The sequence below is a fragment of the Nocardia jejuensis NBRC 103114 genome (genome assembly GCF_001613145.1).
Classification (GTDB): domain Bacteria; phylum Actinomycetota; class Actinomycetes; order Mycobacteriales; family Mycobacteriaceae; genus Nocardia; species Nocardia jejuensis.
The window spans coordinates 171,873-190,740 of the sequence record NZ_BDBU01000016.1 but is presented as its reverse complement, the minus strand read 5'-3'; the positions used below and the strand labels follow the sequence as shown (position 1 = coordinate 190,740).

Genomic DNA, 18,868 nt, shown 5'->3' with positions numbered 1-18,868 from the left:
TGACCCGACCCCTACCTCCAGTGAGCCGGGTGCACAACGCAAGTCACACACGACCGGCCCGCAGAAGGTTCGGAGAGGCGGTCAGCTAGCCCTTGTGGGCCTTGACCGCTTCGGTCAGCTGCGGGGCGACGTTGAACAGGTCGCCGACGATTCCGTAGTCGCTGATCTCGAAGATGGGGGCTTCCTCGTCCTTGTTGACAGCGACGATGGTCTTCGAGGTCTGCATGCCCGCGCGGTGCTGGATCGCGCCGGAGATGCCCAGGGCGATGTACAGCTGCGGGGAAACCGTCTTACCGGTCTGACCGACCTGGAACTGACCCGGGTAGTAGCCGGAGTCGACGGCGGCACGGGACGCGCCGACGGCGGCACCGAAGGCGTCGGCCAGCGGCTCGACGACCTTGCCGAAGTTGTCGGCCGAACCGACGCCACGGCCACCGGAGACCACGATCGCGGCCTCGGTCAGCTCGGGACGGTCGCCACCGGCGACGGGCTCACGCGAGACGACCTTGGTGACGCCCTCTTCCTGCGCGGGCACCTCGACGGCGACCTTCTCGCCGGCGCCGGCCTGCGGGGCGGACTCGATGGCGCCGGGACGAATCGAGATCACCGGCACATCGCCGGTGGCCTTCGCCTCGACGGTGAACGCGCCACCGAAGATGGAGTGCTGGGCCGAGCCGTCGGCGTTGACCGAGATGACGTCGATCAGCAGACCGGAGCCGATGCGCGCGGCAAGGCGGCCCGACACCTCCTTGCCGTCGGCGGTGGCGGCGACCAGGATCGCGGCCGGAGCGGCGGACTCGGAGAGCCCGGCCAGAACGTCGACCTTCGGGGTCACGAGGAAGCCTTCGGCGTCATCGGACTCCGCGACGTAGATCTTCTCGGCGCCGGCGGCGGCCAGCGCGTCGGCCAGCTTGTCGGCGGTGCCGGGGGCGGCCACCACGACGGCGGCCGGGGTGCCCAGGCTACGGGCGGCGGTGATCAGTTCGCTGGTGACCTTCTTGGGCGCACCATCGGCGTGCTCCACGAGCACGAGTACTTCTACCATTGTCTTTCTCCTGAAGTTCGTTGCGGCTCGGGGGGCTTTAGATGATCTTCTGACCGACCAGGTAGGTGGCGATCTGCTGGCCGCCCTCACCCTCGTCGACGATCTTCTCGCCCGCCGTGCGCGCCGGCTTCGGGGTCACACCGGTCACCTGGGTGCCCGCGTTGGCGACGCCAACGGTCTCGGGGTCGACGCCCAGGTCGGCCAGCGTGAAGGTCTGAACTTCCTTCTTCTTCGCGGCCATGATGCCCTTGAAGGACGGGAAGCGCGGCTCGTTGATCTTCTCGGTCACCGAGACGATGGCCGGGAGGGAGGCCTCGAGCTTGAACACGCCCTCGTCGGTCTCGCGCTCGCCGGTGATGCGGTCGCCGTCGACAGTCAGCTTGCGCAGGTGAGTCAGCTGCGGCAGGCCGAGGTACTCGGCGATGATCGCGGGAACGGCTCCGGCGCGACCGTCGGTCGCCTCGTTGCCGGCGATGACCAGCTCGATGCCCTCGATCTGGCCGAGAGCGGCGGCCAGGATGTAGGACGTCTGCACGGCGTCGGAGCCATGGATGGCGTCATCGTTGATGTGGATGGCCTTGTCGGCACCCATCGACAGCGCCTTGCGAATGGCTTCGGTGGCACGCGCCGGACCAGCGGCCAGGACGGTGACCTCGCCGCCCTGCGCCTCCTTGATCAACAGCGCCTCTTCGACCGCGCGCTCGTTGATCTCATCGAGGATGGCGTCGGCGGCCTCGCGATCCAGGGTGTAGTCACCGCTGGACAGCTTGCGCTCGGACCAGGTATCGGGAACCTGCTTGATCAGTACGACGATGTTCGGCATGGGTCTTCGTCGACCTCCTGTTCTGGTGGCACGGGGTGGCGGGCACGCGATCCAGCTGAGCCGCGCGTCCGCAAAGTAGCTCCGGCAGGAGATTACCCTACGTTAAGTTACTCATGGGTAACTTAGGCTGTGATGTTCTCCATCGCCAGATCCGGCTGCTGCTGTGATATGGGTAACCGCTAACGTCGGGGGCATGAGCGAGGCCGTGACACACACCGAAAACGACACCGATCCCCTGCCGTTGACCGGTGAGCGGACGGTGCCCGGCATCGCCGAGGAGAACTACTGGTTCCGGCGCCACGAGATCGCCTACACCGAGCTGCTCGCGCGCTGCGCGGGCAAGGTCGTGCTGGAGGCGGGATCCGGAGAAGGCTACGGCGCCAACATGATCGCGGGCGTCGCCCAGCGCGTGATCGGACTGGACTACGACGAGAGCGCCGTCGCGCACGTGCGCGCGAAGTACCCGCGGGTGCAGATGCTGCACGGCAACCTCGCCGAGCTGCCGCTGGAGGACGCGTCCGTCGATGTCGTGGTGAACTTCCAGGTCATCGAACACCTGTGGGATCAGCCGCAGTTCATCCGCGAATGCCTGCGGGTGCTGCGCCCCGGCGGCACGCTGCTGATCAGCACGCCGAACCGGATCACCTTCTCCCCCGGTCGCGACACCCCGCTCAACCCGTTCCACACCCGCGAGCTCGATGCCGCGGAGATGACCGAGCTGCTGGTGGACGCCGGATTCGACGTCGAGCTGATGGCGGGCGTGTTCCACGGTCCGGAAATCGTTGCGCTGGACCGCAAGTGGGGCGGATCGATCATCGACGCACAGATCGAGCGCGCCATCGCCGGCGTGCCGTGGCCCGAGGATCTGGCCGCCGACGTGGCCGCCGTGCGCACCGAGGACTTCGCGCTGCTGGCCGATTCCGAGCGCGAGATCGACGAGAGCCTCGATCTGGTGGCCATCGCGGTGAAGCCGTCGTGAGCGAAAACTCCAGCGGCGGAGCGGATCAGCGCTCCACCGTGCCGGGCCAGTTCACCCTGGTCCTGCACTCGCACCTGCCGTGGCTGGCGCATCACGGGCGCTGGCCGGTCGGCGAGGAATGGCTGTACCAGTCCTGGGCGTCGTCGTATCTTCCGCTGGCCAAGGTGCTCAGAACCCTTGCCGCCGAAGGACGTTCGAATCTGCTGAGCCTGGGCATCACGCCGGTGCTCGCGGCACAGCTGGACGATCCGCATTCGCTCTCGGGCATGCACCACTGGCTGGGCAATTGGCGGCTGCGTGCGGACGAGGCGTCCATGTCGGGCAATACCGCGCTGGGCAGCCATGAGCATCGGCTCGCGTCGGAGGCGATCGCCGATTTCGAACAGCGGTGGCGGCACGGTGCGTCGCCGGTGTGGCGCGAGCTCATCGACGCGCAGGCGATCGAACTGCTGGGCGGGCCGCTCTCGCATCCGTTCCAGCCGCTGCTGGATCCTCGACTGCGCGAATTCGAACTGCGAGAGGGCCTGGCCGACGCCCGCCAGCGCTGGGGTCATACGCCCGCGGGCATCTGGGCACCGGAATGCGGATTCACCCCCGGAATGGAAAAGGGATACGCCGCGGCGGGTGTGACGCACTTCATGGTCGATGGTCCCGCCCTGCGCGGCGACACCACCGTGGGCCGGCCGGTGTGGGATTCGGATGTGGTCGCCTTCGGCCGCGATCTACAGGTCAGCTATCGCGTCTGGTCGCCGAAATCCGGATATCCGGGGCAGTCCGCCTACCGTGATTTCCATCACTACGATCACGCCACCGGTCTCAAACCGTCGCGGGTCACCGGCAAGACCGTGGCCGGTCCGGACAAGGCCCCGTACGACCCGGCGCTGGCCGCCGAGGCCGTGCGACGCGATGTCGGAGACTTCGTGGCAACCGTGCGGGAACGCCTGATTTCCGAGTCCGAGCGAATCGGCCGGCCCGCCCTGGTGGTGGCCGCGTTCGACACCGAACTGTTCGGGCACTGGTGGCACGAGGGCCCGCAGTGGCTCGAACAAGTCCTGCGCGCACTGCCCGAGGCGGGTGTCACAGTGGGCACGCTCGCCGATGCCCGGGCCGCCGGTTACGTGGGTGAACCCGTCGAACTGGCCGATTCCTCGTGGGGTTCGGGCAAGGACTGGCGGGTGTGGGCCGGGGATCAGGTCTCGGATCTGGTCGCGCTGAATTCCGAAGTGGTCCGGCTCGCGCTGGACACGCTCGACAAGATGCGCACGCACCAGGACGGGCTGCGCGATCCGGTGGCCGATCAATTGCTGCGCGAGGCCATCCTCGCCGTCTCGAGCGATTGGGCCTTCATGGTGTCCAAGGACTCCGCGGCCGGATACGCTCGGGACCGAGCCCATCAACATGCCCACGCGGTGCGGGAGATCGCCGCCGCGGTAGCTGCCGGGCAACTCGCCAAAGCAACCCAGTTGGCGGCAGGATGGTACGCGGCCGACGGATTGTTCCCGGCACTCGATGCGCGCCGACTCGACGCCGCCTCATAAGGACCCAGATGAAAATTTTGATGGTGTCGTGGGAGTACCCACCCGTAGTCGTGGGTGGGCTCGGTCGCCACGTCCATCACCTGGCCTGCGAGCTGGCCGCGGCCGGGCACGAGGTCGTCGTGCTGGCCCGCCGCCCGATGGGCACCGATGCCACCACCCACCCGACGCACTCCTTCATCGAGGACGGCGTGCTGGTCGTGGCGGTCGCGGAGGATCCGCCGTGCTTCGACTTCGGCGACGACATGCTGGCCTGGACCCTGGCCATGGGACACGCCATGGTGCGAGCCGGGATCGGGCTGAACAAGCCGGGCATCGGCGAGGGCTGGACGCCCGATGTGGTGCACGCGCACGACTGGCTCGTCGCGCACCCCGCGATCACCCTGGCCGAGCACTACGACGTGCCGCTGGTCTCCACCATTCACGCCACCGAGGCCGGACGGCACAGCGGCTGGGTCTCGGGCCGGGTGAACAAGCAGGTGCATTCGGTCGAATGGTGGCTGGCGCACGATTCCGACGCGCTCATCACCTGCTCGGAGTCCATGAAGGACGAGGTGCAGCGGCTCTACAACCCCGACCGGACGCCGATCACGGTGATCCGCAACGGTATCGATGTGGGCTCCTGGACCTTCCGCGAGCGCGCACCGCGCTCCGGGCCGCCGCGTCTGCTGTACGTGGGACGGCTCGAATACGAGAAGGGCATCCAGGACGCGATCGCCGCGCTGCCGCGAATTCGCAAGGCGCATCCGGGAGCCACGCTGACCGTGGCCGGTATCGGCACGCAGTTCGATTGGCTGCGCGAACGCGCGCGCGTGCATCGGGTGGCGCGCGCGGTGAACTTCATCGGACGGCTGGACCACGCGGATCTGCTCGGCTGGCTGCACGGCGCGGACGCGATCGTGCTGCCCAGCCGCTATGAGCCGTTCGGCATCGTGGCGCTCGAGGCCGCGGCCGCGGGTACACCCCTGGTCACCTCGAACGCGGGTGGCCTGGGCGATCTGGTGACCGACGGAGTCACCGGCGCATCCTTCGAACCGGCGGACGTGAACGGCATCGTGGACGCGGTGTGCTCGGTGCTGGACGATCCGGCCGCCGCACAGGACCGCGCGTGGGCCGCCCGCGAGCGCCTGACCGCCGACTTCGCCTGGGATGTGGTGGCGCAGGAGACCGCACTGGTCTATCAGTCCGCCAAGCGTCGCGTCCGCAACCCGACAGGCCGGCCCGTGATCGTGGAACGCCCACTCCCCGAACGGGATCCGAACCAGCCGTACTGACACCAGGACCGATCGGACCGGGGCCGCCCCGCCGATCGCCGCATATCCCCATGCCCACTGAACTAGAACGTGTTCTAATTGTCCGGTGGGTGGACAGGTACACGGTCACGCCGATCCCGCGTTTCGGACGGTGCGTGAGATCTTCGAGGACAGCCTCGCGGACGGGCAGAACCTGGGCGCGGGCATCGCGGTATACGTCGGCGGACGGCTGGTGGCGGACCTGTGGGGCGGCATCGCCGATGAGCGCACCGGACGCGAGTGGACGCGCGACACCCCCTGCGTGACGTTCTCCTGCACCAAGGCCGTCACCGCGACGGCGGCGCTCATGGTGGCGACCGCCGAGGGGTTCGCACCCGATGATCCGGTGGCGCGGTGGTGGCCCGAATACGCCTCGGCCGGAAAAGGATCCACCACCATCGCGGACCTGCTGACGCACAGCGCCGGGCTGCCCGCATTCGAGCGCGCGATCTCGGTAGCGGACGCCGCGGACCCTGAGCTGATGGCCGCGACCCTGGCCGCGCAGACTCCGCTCTGGGATCCGGGCACCCGGCACGGCTACCACGCGCTGACCTACGGCTGGCTCGCCGGTGAAATCGTCCGCCGCCGTGCCGATTCCAGCGTCGGAGAGTACACGCGCCGGCACCTGTCCCCCGACCTGCACATCGGCGCGAGGGGACCGATCCTCGAACAGGCTGCGCGAGTGACGTATCCGCCGCCGGAGCAGACTGCGTGGACCGCCGACCCCGGGCCGATCGACGCCGAGACCGTGGCGCGGATGTCCGGTGCGTACCGAGATCCCGGTTCGCTGGTCCTGCGCGCCTCCACCAATCCCCGCGGGTCGTACAACAGTCCGGAGGTGCTGGCCGCAGGCTGGCCCGCGACCGGTCTGGTCGCCACGCCGCGCGCGCTCGCCGGGTTCTATCGCGATCTGGTGCGGGGCGAACTGCTCCCGATCGAGGTGCTGCGCGACGCGGTCCGGGAGCGGATCCGCGGGGTCGACGCCGTGCTGCTCATGGAGACCGCCTACGGCCTCGGGTACACCCTGCCCGCGCAGAACATGATCGTCCCGGAATCGGCCCGCCCCACCGTGTTCGGGCATCCTGGTGCGGGCGGCTCACTGGGACTCGGAGATATCGAGAACCAGGTCGCCCTCGCGTTCGTTCCCAATCTGCGGCGCGACTGGCTGGCCGGAGACCGCCGCGCGTACCGGCTCGTCGAGGCGGTCTACGCGGCGCTCTGACGGAGCGGCGGGAGCCCGAAGGCATTGCGGCGGTGGGCAGTTCCCCTGGCCACTGGAACGCGATGGCGGCGAAACGGTGTGCAGCCCCTCGGGCGGTGGCCGCCCTCGCATGGCCTAGTCCATCTTCTTCAGGGCTTTCTGCACGGTGAGGAAGGTGCGGGTGGTGATGTCCTTGCCGTAGGTCTTCTCGATCACGGCCATGAAGCCGGTGGTGCTGGGGTCGGTGTTGTCGATGACCGAGAGCAGTGCGCCGGCCTTCTTGTCGTAGCCCAGGAGGGTCACGGTGGGGCCGACCGCGTCCGACAGGGCTTTGGGCATGCCCGCCTTCGGATCGCGGGTGAAGGTGACCGTCAGGTAGGTCTCGCGGCCGTGGGTGAGACCGGTGAAAGGGTCCGAGTCGACCAGGGCCCGCAGCTGATCCTGGGTGCGCAGGAGTGTGCCGCCGGGGATGCCCAGTTCGGCGGTGAGCGCCTGCTGGATTCGGGTTTCCAGTGCGGCGGCGTCGGTTTCGTCGGTCCGGAAGACCACATTGCCGCTCGAGAGCAGCGCGCTCACCTTGTCGAAGCCGAGTCCTTCGAACACACCGCGCAGCTTGTCGTTGCGCATGTTCGGGTTGCTCGGCATGATCCCGCGAAGGAAGGCGGCATAGCGAATCATGCCGCCGAACCTACCGGGGACTCCCGACACTCGTCAGGAGGCGGACACGCCGTTCTTCTTGCGTTCGATATCGGCGAGTGCGGCCAGATGCGCGGCGCGGGCCTCGGCGGCGGCGTCCCAGGCGTCCTTGCGGTTCTTCACCACGCGGGCGGGCGCGCCTACGGCGATGCCGTAATCCGGAACCTCGCCCTTGACCACCGCGTGCGCGCCGAGCACGCAGCCGCGACCCACGCGGGTCGAGCGCAGCACGGTCACCTTGGCGGCGATCCAGGTGTCGGGGCCGATGCGCACCGGAGACTTCACGATGCCCTGATCCTTGATCGGCAGGGTGATGTCGTCGGTGACATGGTCGAAATCGCAGATGTAGCACCAGTCGGCCACCAGGGTCGATTCGCCGATCTCGATATCGAGGTAGGTGTTGACGACATTGTCCTTGCCGAACACCACCTTGTCGCCGATGCGCAGCGAACCCTCGTGGCAGCGGATCGCGTTGCCGTCGCCGATGTGCACCCAGCGGCCGATCTCCAGGCGAGCCAGATCCGGGGTCGCGTGGATCTCGACATTACGGCCGAGGAAGACCATGCCGCGCAGTACGACGTGCGGATTGGCCAGCTTGAACTTCAGCAGGCGGTAGTACCGCACCAGGTACCACGGCGTGTACGCGCGGTTGGCGATCATCCAGTCGAGCGAGGCCTTGGTCAGAAAGCGCGCCTGCTCCGGATCCCGGCGACGCGACCCTGCCCAACGCGTGCGCAGCGGTGCGCCCCACATGCTCGTCACGAACGTGCTCCCTAACTAGTGCCGACAATGCCGCATCGGACGTTTCGACGAGGGTATCGGTCCCGCCCGCGCGACACGAAAGTAGGCTGTGCTCCGGTTGCACAGCCCCATGACATTTCCATCAGACTCCCGTACCGGCAGAAGGGACACCAGCAGGTGCGAAGCGGCAGGCGGCAGACCGGACGTGCTCTCGTTCAACCCTTGGTGGTGGCCGCCGTCGGGTTGCTCGCACTGACCGCGTGCGGAAGCACCACGGTCGACGACATCCGGGTGGGTCCGGGCAAGGGATGGCCGCAGGCCTTCCACGACTCGCGCAACTCCGGAGCCAGTCCCGTCACCGGGTCACGGAACCTGGCCTTGAATTGGACTCGCCCGCTGGGCGGTCCGATCGCCGAGCCGGTGACCATCGGGCCGGACGGGCAGATCTTCGTCACCACCCGCACACCGTCCTGCAACATCTTCTCCTTCCAGATGGAGACCGGGCGCAAGCGGTTCTGTAATGCGATGGGACCCAGCGCCATCGCGGGTGGCACGGCGGTGGACGGCGCGACCAATGTGTACGTCGGCGACGACGGCGCGGTGATCACCTACAACGCGCTCGGGCAGCCGCGCTGGCGCACGCCGGTCGCGGGTGTGCCGGTGTCGGTGCAGTTCACCGGTGACGGAAAAGTGTTGTCGGTGACCCAGTCCGGGCAGGTGGACGTGCTCAGCCGCCAGACCGGGGACCGCGAGGTGTCCACGTATCAACTGCTGGGCGAACCCGATTTCCTGAAGACCCCCGGGCTGAACCGGCCGCCGGACGATCAGGGCCTGGACGATTGCGCGACCGGCGGCCCGCAGTGCCCCGTCGCGAACGTGTCCGCGATGGACGAGAAGACCGGCCGTTTCTACGCGACGGTCTGGCAGCCGGGCGACGGCATCGCCGATCTGGTGGCACTCACGTACGACGGCAAGGAGATTCGCCGCGACTGGAGCGCGGCGATGCTCACCGACGGCAGCGGCACCAGCCCGACCCTGTCCCCCGACGGCTCCACGCTGTACGTGGGCGACAACGCGAATCACCTGATGGCCGTGGACACCTCGGACGGGCACACCAAATGGGTTCAGGATCTGGGCTTCTCGGCGCGGGGTGCGGTGTCGGTGATGGACGGCGTTCTCGTGCCCGCCGGTGACGGGGGCCATCTGATGGCGATCCGGGACAAGGGCGACAGCACCGAGATCGTCTGGGAACGCAAGGATCTCGAACTGCGCGGCCGTCCCGTCCAGACCGCCGGCGGTACCGGATACACCGTCGCCCCGATGGGCGACAACCTCACCCTGGTCACCTTCGACACCCGTTCGGGCGCGACGGTCCGCTCCAACGATCTCCCCGGCGCCGAAGGCAGCACCACCGGCACCTCCGTGGGCGCCGAGGGTGAAGTCGTGGTCAGCACCCGGATCGGCGAACTCTTCGTCTTCAAACCCGAGAAGTAGTGGGCAGTCCGCGGTTCATCCTCGAACGCTCTCGGTGATGGTGCCGTTCCCCGCCCTCGCTCATTCAGGGCCGGGACGGCACAGCGTCACGGTGTGGCGCAGAGGAAGACGGTGGCGGTGCGGCCGATTCTGGTGATCACCAGGGTGTGCGGGACGGAGCCTTTCGGCTTGATGCGGGCGCGCAGGGCGTCGGGGTCCAGGTCTACACCGCGGGTGAGGATTTCCAGGGGTCCGCAGTCTCGGCGGTGGAGTTCGGCGCGCAGGGGTTTCTCACGCAAGTCCATGCGGTCCAGGATGCGGAAGCCGCGCACCCCCTCGGGGGGCTTGTCGCCGGTGAGGTAGGCGATGCGGGGATCCAGTTGCCAGAGGGCGTGTTTCGCGGCGTAGTGGCGGACCAGGCCCGCGCGGACCACCGCGCCGTCCGGGTCGATGATCCATTCGCCGGGCTCGTGTTCGGGGATGTCGTCCGGGTCGGCGTCGGTGAGGGTCCAGGCCGCGCCCGAGGTGGACAGCACGGTGGCGCGGCGGGTGACGCCCGGCGAGGTGAGGCCCGGGGACCACAGGCAGGCCTCGCGGACGCCGCCGGCGAGAGAGGTCACCTCGATCTCGCCATCCCAGGCGAGAGTGTCGAAATCCAGTCCGGGAGCACACTTCACCGCCAGATCACGGCCCGCGTACGCCTCGAGCAAATCCGGCAGCGGCGGTTGCAACTTCGCCGGATCATGGGTGCGGCGACCATCGGCACGACGCGCCGGATCCGCGATCACCACCTCGGCGTCGCTGCACGGCACGAGCGCATCGGCCTTGGCCAGCACCACATTTCGGACCACGGCCAGTGCCGCTCCGGTCGAGGTCTCCGGCGCATCGGACGCGATCGTCCGGGCGGCCGAATCGTGCTCTGCCGCACGCGTATCGACCGGGCCGGAGCGGCCGACGGGCAGATCCGGCACGCCCGCATCGGGGCTGCCGCCGAGAGCGACGCGCAGATTGTGGGCGGCGAGATCGAGGCGGACGAGGTCCAGATCGCTGCCCATGACCGCGGGGCAGACTCGGGCCAGTTCGATCAGTTCCGCACCGATGGAGCAGGTGACATCGTGGACGGTGCGGCCCGCCAAACGGCCGGCGCGGTGGCGCGCCACGAGAGTCGGGGTCGCCTGTTGCAGGGCGTCGTCGGTGAAGAGCCAGCCGGAGGCGTCGGCGAGTTTGGCCGAGGCGCGGCGGCGCAGGCGGACCGTCTCGACCAGGGCGGCCGAGCGGTCGCCGTGGTCGCGGCGAATGCGTTCCAGGTCCCGCAGCAGTGACGCCGAGGTGAGGGGTCGAGTGTCGACGTCGGTCAGCGCGGCCGAGCCGGCCGCACTGCCGAGGTAGGCGACATCGTCGCGAGTGAAGCCGTAGCCCACGGGGTTTCGGCGCCGCTTACTTGCCGGACGCGGCCGGCTTCACGCCGGTGATCATGACGTTGTAGAAGAACTTGCGGGGCACGACGTGCCGCAGCACCTTCTCGTCCAGCTTGCTCAGACCCAGCCACGCCTTGTACTGGGCCAGGCGGTAGCGCATGGTCAGCTTGGAGTCCGGCACGGCGGCCTCGAAGGTGCGCACCGGCCAACCCCACAGGGCGGCGGCGAACTCTTCGGTCTTGGCCTTGACCTGGATCGCACCGGCGCTGCGCGCGATGCCCTCGAGGTCGGACGGATCGAAGGTGTGCAGATCCACGACGGCCTCGAGCGCGGCGGCGCGGGAGGACTCGTCCAGCTCCTCCTGCGTCTTGCGCCAGTCGGCCAGGAACGGCAGCTTGGTGATCTCGGTGGTGATCTTCCAGGTGACCTGGCCGAGGCGGCGCGCGTAGATATTGCCGATGGTGGTCGGCTCACCGGCGAACACGAAGCGCCCGCCCGGCTTGAGCACGCGCAGGCACTCCTTGAGCGCCAGCTCGACATCGGGGATGTGGTGCAGCACGGCGTGGCCGACGACCAGATCGAAGGTGTCGTCCTCGTAGGGAATGGTCTCCGCGTCGGCGACGCGACCGTCCACATCGAGGCCGAGGTTCTTGCCGTTGCGGGTGGCGACCTTGACCATGCCCGGGCTCAGGTCGGTGACCGAACCGGACTTGGCGACGCCGCCCTGCATCAGGTTCAGCAGGAAGAAGCCGGTGCCGCAGCCGAGCTCGAGCGCTCGGTCGTAGGGCAGCTGCGCGTCCGGTACCACCGCGTCGAAGCGACCACGCGCGTATTCGATACAGCGCTCGTCGTACGAGATCGACCACTTGTCGTCGTAGGTCTCGGCCTCCCAGTCGTGATAGAGCACCTGGGCGAGCTTGTTGTCGGAATACGCGGCCTGGACCTCGGCCTCGGTGGCATGCGGGTTCGGCGCGGGGTCTTCGGGACGAGCAGTCATGCAGGCAAGCCTAATGAACGCCCCGGTGAGCCCGCTTATCGGCCCACGAATCCGGCCGTGCCCGGGCCGTCCGCCAAATAGGAACGTGTTCCAATCTGCTGGTCATCGGTGCCGAACAATTCTGACCATTCGGTCCGAGCACGCTCGTGACCGTGCGTACCGGCCTCGAACACCCGCTTCGCCGCCGCCAGCGCGAGGCGCGGCGCACCGGTGAATTGCTTCGCCCACCGCAGTGCGGACTCGAGTACGTCATCCGGCGCGACGACCTCGTCGACCAGTCCGATCGCGGCGGCTTCCTTCGCGTCGACGAAGCGTCCGCTGTAGACCAGATCCTTCGCGTGCGCCGGGCCCACCAGCAGACTCAACCGTCGAATACCGGCCAGCGGAATCAGCCCCGCCTTGATCTGCGGCAGGCCCAGCTTGACGTTGTCGCCGATGATGCGGCGATCCGCGCCCAGCGCCAGTTCCAGCCCCGCCCCCAGCGCGTAGCCGCTGATCGCGGCCACGGTCGGCTGCGGCACCTTGGCCAGGCAGCACAGCGCCTCCTGGAAGTCCTTCGCCACGGCCTGGGCCTGCCCGGCCGTGAACCCCGCCAGCTCGGCCATCTCATCCCCGGCCGAGAACACCCGCTCGTCCCCGTAGACCACGACCGCGGCGACGGCCGGATCCGGTGCGATCTCCCGGGCGGCGGCCGCGACCTCCAGCGCCACCTGCAGGTCGATCAGATTCATCGGCGGGCGCGCGATCCGGAGAACGGCAACGCCCTCCGCCACACCCCGGTCCACGGTCACGAATTCGGCCACAGCCGATCACCCTACTGGGGCGGGATGCGAGGGTTTCGCACCCGCACCCCGGGGATGGCGCTATTCGGGCCGCTGCGAACCGCGCAGGCGGGCATTGGCGGGGAGATCCGCGAAATACGCGTCCGCGTGCGGGAAGGCCAGGGCGTGCGTCGCGCTGTCGGGGTCGTATATCGGCATGATCGGGTCGATGGTCCGGGTGGCCGCGAGAATCTCGGTGGTGGAGGCGAATTCGCCCAGGGCGATCAGCTGGGTCCAGGTGGGCGGGAGCAACACGTCCAGGCCCTCGCGCCAGCGCTCGAGGCCGTCGGCGGGGGTGCACCAGGTGACGACGTCGGCCTCGGAGGTGGCGCCGTCGGCGAGTTGCCCCTCGGGCAGCACCGCGACGAAGAACCTCGTGTCGTAGCGGCGCGGCTCGACCACGGGGGTGATCCAGTTGTCCCAGGGGCGCAGCAGATCCGCGCGCAGGACCAGCTTCTCGCGGGTCAGGAATTGCGCGAAGGACAGTTCACGGCGCTCGAGCCGGCCGCGCGCCTCGGCGTAGATCGAGGTGTCCGATACGACGGTGTCGGCGGTCGGACCGGCGAGCAGAACGCCGCACTCCTCGAAGGTCTCGCGCACGGCGGCGCACACCAGGGTCTGCGCGCGTGGCGCGTCGGTGCCGAATCGTTCTGCCCACCAGGCGGCTTCGGGTCCGGCCCACTCCAGTTCGATCGAGGCGTCGGAGGGATCCACCCCGCCTCCGGGGAACACCGTCATGCCGGCGGCGAACGCCATTCCGACGACGCGACGCTGCAGGAACACCTCGGGCCCGTGCGCACCGTCGCGCACCAGCATCACCGTGGACGCGTCCCGGACGGGCGCGGCGGCGGGCTGAGAATCGGGCGCGGCAACTGTCTCACTCACATTTCGCACCATAACCGTTGCCCGCGCGAAGGAACAGAAGCGGCCTCGCCGACCGGCTCCCCCGGTTCGCGCGCCATGCGAGGAGCAGCCGATTCGCCGCGAACGATCGGCGCGCGAGCCCCGCCACGCGGCCTCACATGCGGCCCCGAGCCCGGACGACCAGCGCGGGTACCTGGAGCGAGGCGACTCAATCGGTCAAGTGCACTGACCCGGTGCGGCTTTCGATCGCATAGGGGGCCGAGGCATCGGCCCGCTGCGTCCAGGTGCCCTGGAGTCTTCCGGTGCGGTAGTCCTGCACCTGGCTGATCACCGCGCCGTTGCCGTCGTCGGTCCAGGTGACCAGGAAGATGCCGGTCTCGACGGGTTCGATGGCGACCGGGGAGGTGGTTCTGCGGCCGGTGTCGGCCGCGACGTAGGTGAGGCTGCGGCCGTCGTCCGCGAAGGTGGCGGTGCCGCCGGAACCGCTCTCGTAGGTGAGTTGAACCGTCTTGCCGTGCAGGTCGGAGGGTATGACGGCGGGGCCGAGGCCCTCGGCCGTCTGGGTTCTCGAAACCTTGTGCGCCGCTGGCGGATCGGCCACGCATCCGGTCGCGGCGAGTGCAATCGACATGAGCGTCAGCGCACCTACGATCCGAGCCAACCCCTGCTCCCTCCGCCCGTATGCCCGCCGCTCGCGCCGCGGTAACCAGCGATCGGCTACCCGGCGGCGATCACGCGACATGCCAGCTCGATCAGATACCGGCGACATTGCGGACAGTTTGCCCGTAGCGGACGGGTGATGCAATGGCAGCGCGCCGCAACGCGACGGAAAGACAACTCGCCGCCACTTTCTCAGCGCGTGCGATGCCGCCCGAAGCGCGCGGAGCGACGCGCGAAGTAGCGCCCGTCGATCTGATCGAGCGTGATCGACTGCCGGAACGCCTCACTCAGATTCTCGGAGGTCAGCACATCGGTGAGCAGACCCTGCGACACCACGCTGCCCTCGTTCAGCAGCATGGCGTGGGTGAAGCCGGCCGGGATCTCCTCGACGTGATGGGTCACCAGGACCGTGGCCGGAGCGTCCGGGTCCGAGGCCAGATCACCGAGCCGCTCCACCAGTTCCTCACGTCCGCCCAGGTCGAGTCCGGCGGCGGGCTCGTCCAGCAGCAGCAGTTCCGGATCGGTCATCAGCGCCCGCGCGATCAGCACCCGCTTGCGCTCGCCCTCCGACAGGGTGCCGTAGGCGCGATCGGAAAGATGTTCCGCGCCCAGGCTTTCCAGCACGTCGACGGCGCGGTCGGTGTCCATCTCGTCGTATCGCTCGCGCCAGCGGCCCAGCACCGCGTATCCGGCGGACACCACCAGATCCGAGACCGTCTCGTCGCGCGGGATCCGGCTGGCGACCGCGGCGGAGGACAAACCGATGCGCGGACGCAGTTCGCTCATGTCGACCTTGCCGAGCGTCTCGCCCAGCAGGTTCGCGGTTCCGGAGGTCGGGTACATCTCGGCGGCGGCCATTCGCAGCAGCGAGGTTTTGCCGGCGCCGTTGGGGCCGAGCACAACCCAGCGTTCGTCGAGTTCCACCTGCCAGGTGACCGGCCCGACGAGGGTATGGCCTGATCGTCGGACGGTGACATCGTTGAAGTCGATGAGCAGATCGGGATCCGGTTGAGGCACGGGGTCCATCTTGGCCCACCGCCCTGGACGATCGTCAACGTGGTGGAGAAACTCGATGCGTGTCCTGTCCTGTCGGTCTGATTCGCGGGCGCGAATCACTCGGTGCGACGGTCGATTTCCGCGATGTCCCACGATGAGTCGGCGGTGTCCCGCGATGACTCGGCGGTACTCCGCGATAGCTCGGCGGTGCCCCGCGATAGCTCGGTGTCGCCGCGGCGCCGGGCGTCGTCCTTCGACGAGCGGAACATCCGCGCCAGGATCAGCGCCGCCGGAATCGACAGCGCCACCCACACGATGAGAATCACCAGAAGTGTCGTCATATCCGTTGGTTTCCTTTCGAGGAAACTCGTGAACCGATCCTTGTCCACCTCTCGCGGGATGTCGATACACCAGCGCAATCAGGCCAGTATGGCGACCATCCGGTTCGCAACCGGGACATTCCGCCGATCACGGCACCGCGATCACCGTCGTCGATCCCGGTGCGACTTCGGTGAATCCGGCATCGCGTACCGCCACCCCACTACCGTCCTCCACTCGTCCCAGCAGGCGAGCCCACTGCCCCGGATCAGCGTCGGCGACCGTGCACCGGAACCCGCGCGTCGCCCAGTCGTGCGCCTGCCGCACCGGGAGAGCGCCCGCCAGCAACATGCTCGCGTGCCCTACCTGTGCGGCCGCCTTGCCCACAGTCATACCCAATTCCGCGTTGATCCATAGCACCGGATACCGGGTATCGATCTCTTCGGTTTCCTCGACGGGTAATTCGGTGCCGCCGATCTGAAGGCGTTTGATCCGAGGGTCGGTCTCTCCGACCGGACCGGGAACCAGCGCCCGAGCCTGGGCCCCCTCGAATTCGACTGTCACACCCTCGACTTCCTGGGCGGCGAGCCAGTGCGCGCCGCGCGCCCGCCGCGCCACCTTCCGGATCCGGGAGCGCTTCCAGCCGAGATACCGCTCCTCCCACTCCCCTCCCGGCCCGACCCGCTCGTCCAGACACAGCGCCACCACCGACGTGGCGGCCGCGGCGAGCAGCGCGCGGCGCGCGGGCGGATCCGCCTTCGGAATGTGCAGCACCATCCCCATCGCCTGCACCCGCGCCGGATCCTGCGGATCCCCGCCCCCGCCGTACCCGCGAGCCAATTCGGCATGCCGTGCGGCGAATCCCGCATCGATGGTGGCCTCGACCCCGAACACCGGCACCACTCCTTTCCGGGGCACGAGTCCCGTGCACCCGAACGACATCAGCTATCGGCCAGGATAGCCACGCCGCCGAAACGCCCGAATCGCCCAGCATGCCCGAATCACCCAGCGCCGAGCGACCTGCCGCCACGGATGCCGCGGCGGAGCCGAACTACTGGACGGTGAGGTCGACCGCGAAGCGCTGGGCCGGTTCCATGCCCTGCTCCCACGGACGGCGGTACTCGATCAGCAGGCGGGTCGCGCCGGGAGCGGTCGCCACGAAATTGAAGGTGGCCTTGCCGCCGACCCCGACCATGCCGTCCGGGCTCGGGTCCTGCTCGTACTCCTGGCCGCCGTTCTGCTCGACGATGTTCTGGTCCAATTCGGCCAGCTGCCAGAGGTATCCGGTGCTCGGGTTGGAGGCGAGGCGCACGATCAGACCCTGGCCGTTCGCGAGGGTGATGCTCTTGCCGTCGGAGTCCGCACCGATCGTCACCGCCTCGGGGGTGGACGAGGTCGGGGTGGCCTTGCCCGCGGTGGACGTCGGGCCCGGGGCCGCGGACGAGGAGGTGCCATCGGATTTCGCGTCGGTCGAATCGTCCGTGCCGCAACCGGCCAGAGCCAGGCCCAGCATCAACATCACCAGCGATGTGCGCACGCGCAAGAGAGCCTCCTCGTCGTCATGGCCGGTACCCCGACCACGCTACCGACGGGTGGGCCGCTCATGACGCAGGCGAGCCGCACACCGGCGCGAACCGGCGGCGCGCTCGGGTGCGCCTAGTGCGGCAGCGGCACCCGGCTGAACAGACCGTCCCGCGCATCCGCGGCCTCGACCTCGTCGCGGGTCACGCCGAGAATGAACAGCACCGCGTCCAGGTACGGGTGCGAAAGCGCGGCGTCGGCGACCTCGCGCAGAGCGGGCTTGGCGTTGAACGCGATGCCCAGGCCCGCGGCGTTGAGCATGTCGATATCGTTCGCGCCGTCACCCACCGCGACGGTCTGCTCCATCGCGACGCCGGTGTCGGCGGCGAAGTTGCGCAGCGCCACGGCTTTCGCGGCGCGGTCGACGATATCGCCGACGACCCGGCCGGTGAGTTTGCCGTCGATCACCTCGAGGGTGTTGGCCTGCACGAAGTCCAGTTCGAGTTCGCGCGCGAGCGGTTCGATGACCTGGCGGAAACCGCCGGAGACCACACCGCAGCGGAAACCGATGCGGCGCAGCGTGCGAATGGTGGTGCGCGCGCCGGGAGTCAGCTCGATGGTGGCGGCGACCTCGTCGATCACCGAGGCGTCCAGCCCTTCGAGGGTGGCGACGCGCTGACGCAGCGATTCGGCGAAGTCGAGCTCACCGCGCATGGCCGCCTCGGTGACCGCGCGGACCTCGTCCTCGACGCCGGCGTGCGCGGCCAGCATCTCGATGACTTCACCCTGGATCAGCGTCGAGTCGACGTCGAACACGATGAGCCGCTTGGAGCGTCGCGCCAGACCCGCGCGCTCCACGGCGACGTCCACGCTCTCCTTGGCGGCAACCTCGGAAAGGCCGGTGCGCAACCGGGTTTCGCTCACGGCGTCGCTGTTGGGCGCGGTGACCAGCAGTTCCAGTCCGGTGACGGGGTAGTCGGCGATGCCGCGGATCGAATCGATGTTGACGCCCTGCTCGGCGAGCTTGCGCGAGATGGCGCTGAAGGCGCGCGCGGTGACCGGTGCGCCGATCACGACGACGGCGTGCGTGGAAAGCGGTGCGCCCGCGACACTGTCGGGTCCGATCTCCACATCCACGTTCATGCCGACCGTCGCCATGGCGTCTTCCAGCTGATCCTGCAGCGCCTCGGGATCGGTGGGACACGACACCAGCACCCCGAGGGTGAGGCGGCCGCGAATCACGACCTGCTCGACGTCCAGCAGGCTGACGGCGTTGTTGGACAGTGCCGCGAGCAGTACCGACGTCACGCCCGGCTTGTCGGGTCCGGTGACCGTGACCAGAACCGTCGTGTCAGACGTGTTCAATCGATGACTCCGTTTCTCGCGGCTTGCCCCCTGACCGGCGGCTCGCTCATTCTGTCAGGTCTGCCCCGGACCACCCGCGCCGCCCGCCGACTCGGTGACGGGCATCACGGCGCCACCGGGAGC

The 18,868-nt window shown here is 68.7% G+C and carries 19 protein-coding genes; 5 read left to right on the top strand and 14 right to left on the bottom strand.

What is annotated here, in order from left to right; all coding sequences use genetic code 11:
- Positions 1-85 precede the first annotated feature (85 nt).
- Together NJ1_RS12880 and NJ1_RS12875 are read right to left on the bottom strand one after the other, a co-directional pair.
- Positions 86-1,045, bottom strand: coding sequence for an electron transfer flavoprotein subunit alpha/FixB family protein (locus NJ1_RS12880; RefSeq protein ID WP_067692429.1), 960 nt, complete (start codon positions 1,043-1,045; stop codon positions 86-88).
- Positions 1,046-1,082: 37 nt separating this feature from the next.
- Positions 1,083-1,868 (bottom strand): electron transfer flavoprotein subunit beta/FixA family protein, encoded by a 786-nt coding sequence (locus tag NJ1_RS12875; protein ID WP_067692427.1) that lies wholly within the window; start codon positions 1,866-1,868, stop codon positions 1,083-1,085.
- A 193-nt stretch (positions 1,869-2,061) separates the two neighbouring features.
- Here NJ1_RS12875 and NJ1_RS12870 point away from each other — a divergent pair, with 193 nt between their 5' ends.
- From NJ1_RS12870 to NJ1_RS12855, 4 genes are all read left to right on the top strand, one after another.
- Positions 2,062-2,847, top strand: a complete 786-nt coding sequence (locus tag NJ1_RS12870) for a class I SAM-dependent methyltransferase (RefSeq protein ID WP_067692425.1) — start codon at positions 2,062-2,064, stop codon at positions 2,845-2,847.
- The gene (locus NJ1_RS12865) at positions 2,844-4,385 is read left to right on the top strand and encodes a 1,4-alpha-glucan branching protein domain-containing protein (RefSeq protein ID WP_067692423.1); all 1,542 of its coding nucleotides are present in this window, start codon (positions 2,844-2,846) and stop codon (positions 4,383-4,385) included. The genes NJ1_RS12870 and NJ1_RS12865 overlap by 4 nt, the downstream gene beginning before the upstream one ends.
- Positions 4,386-4,393: 8 nt before the next feature.
- Positions 4,394-5,656 carry a glycosyltransferase family 4 protein gene (locus NJ1_RS12860; RefSeq protein ID WP_067692421.1) on the top strand — a complete coding sequence of 421 codons (1,263 nt, stop codon included), beginning with the start codon at positions 4,394-4,396 and terminating at the stop codon, positions 5,654-5,656.
- 85 nt (positions 5,657-5,741) lie between these two features.
- Positions 5,742-6,896 carry a serine hydrolase domain-containing protein gene (locus tag NJ1_RS12855; RefSeq protein ID WP_067692418.1) on the top strand — a complete coding sequence of 385 codons (1,155 nt, stop codon included), beginning with the start codon at positions 5,742-5,744 and terminating at the stop codon, positions 6,894-6,896.
- Between the two features lie 114 nt (positions 6,897-7,010).
- Here NJ1_RS12855 and NJ1_RS12850 read toward each other — a convergent pair whose 3' ends face one another.
- On the bottom strand, positions 7,011-7,553 hold the full coding sequence (locus NJ1_RS12850; RefSeq protein WP_067692415.1) for a DUF1697 domain-containing protein: 543 nt from the start codon (positions 7,551-7,553) through the stop codon (positions 7,011-7,013).
- Between the two features lie 33 nt (positions 7,554-7,586).
- Positions 7,587-8,324 (bottom strand): acyltransferase, encoded by a 738-nt coding sequence (locus tag NJ1_RS12845; protein WP_067692931.1) that lies wholly within the window; start codon positions 8,322-8,324, stop codon positions 7,587-7,589.
- 213 nt (positions 8,325-8,537) lie between these two features.
- Between NJ1_RS12845 and NJ1_RS12840 the strand changes: the two genes are divergently transcribed.
- Positions 8,538-9,806, top strand: a complete 1,269-nt coding sequence (locus NJ1_RS12840; protein ID WP_245717376.1) for an outer membrane protein assembly factor BamB family protein — start codon at positions 8,538-8,540, stop codon at positions 9,804-9,806.
- A gap of 86 nt (positions 9,807-9,892) precedes the next feature.
- Here NJ1_RS12840 and NJ1_RS12835 read toward each other — a convergent pair whose 3' ends face one another.
- The 10 genes from NJ1_RS12835 to serB form a co-directional block, all read right to left on the bottom strand.
- Positions 9,893-11,206 carry a THUMP-like domain-containing protein gene (locus NJ1_RS12835; RefSeq protein WP_067692410.1) on the bottom strand — a complete coding sequence of 438 codons (1,314 nt, stop codon included), beginning with the start codon at positions 11,204-11,206 and terminating at the stop codon, positions 9,893-9,895.
- 16 nt (positions 11,207-11,222) lie between these two features.
- The gene (locus tag NJ1_RS12830) at positions 11,223-12,200 is read right to left on the bottom strand and encodes a class I SAM-dependent methyltransferase (RefSeq protein ID WP_067692407.1); all 978 of its coding nucleotides are present in this window, start codon (positions 12,198-12,200) and stop codon (positions 11,223-11,225) included.
- Between the two features lie 35 nt (positions 12,201-12,235).
- Complete coding sequence (locus tag NJ1_RS12825) at positions 12,236-13,003, bottom strand: enoyl-CoA hydratase-related protein (RefSeq protein ID WP_067692404.1); 768 nt, start codon at positions 13,001-13,003, stop codon at positions 12,236-12,238.
- 60 nt (positions 13,004-13,063) lie between these two features.
- A complete protein-coding gene (locus NJ1_RS12820; RefSeq protein WP_067692401.1) occupies positions 13,064-13,918 on the bottom strand; it encodes an NUDIX hydrolase in 855 nt (284 codons plus the stop codon).
- A 175-nt stretch (positions 13,919-14,093) separates the two neighbouring features.
- Positions 14,094-14,516: a MoaF-related domain-containing protein gene (locus tag NJ1_RS12815; RefSeq protein ID WP_067692398.1), complete on the bottom strand. Its 423-nt coding sequence runs from the start codon at positions 14,514-14,516 to the stop codon at positions 14,094-14,096.
- Between the two features lie 221 nt (positions 14,517-14,737).
- Positions 14,738-15,571: an ABC transporter ATP-binding protein gene (locus NJ1_RS12810; protein WP_067692394.1), complete on the bottom strand. Its 834-nt coding sequence runs from the start codon at positions 15,569-15,571 to the stop codon at positions 14,738-14,740.
- 86 nt (positions 15,572-15,657) lie between these two features.
- Positions 15,658-15,882: a hypothetical protein gene (locus tag NJ1_RS12805; RefSeq protein WP_067692391.1), complete on the bottom strand. Its 225-nt coding sequence runs from the start codon at positions 15,880-15,882 to the stop codon at positions 15,658-15,660.
- Between the two features lie 127 nt (positions 15,883-16,009).
- Positions 16,010-16,753 carry a peptidyl-tRNA hydrolase gene (locus tag NJ1_RS12800; protein WP_067692928.1) on the bottom strand — a complete coding sequence of 248 codons (744 nt, stop codon included), beginning with the start codon at positions 16,751-16,753 and terminating at the stop codon, positions 16,010-16,012.
- Between the two features lie 157 nt (positions 16,754-16,910).
- Positions 16,911-17,396, bottom strand: coding sequence for a protease inhibitor I42 family protein (locus tag NJ1_RS12795; RefSeq protein WP_067692388.1), 486 nt, complete (start codon positions 17,394-17,396; stop codon positions 16,911-16,913).
- A 119-nt stretch (positions 17,397-17,515) separates the two neighbouring features.
- Positions 17,516-18,745, bottom strand: a complete 1,230-nt coding sequence (serB, locus tag NJ1_RS12790) for a phosphoserine phosphatase SerB (protein ID WP_067692385.1) — start codon at positions 18,743-18,745, stop codon at positions 17,516-17,518.
- Positions 18,746-18,868 lie beyond the last annotated feature (123 nt).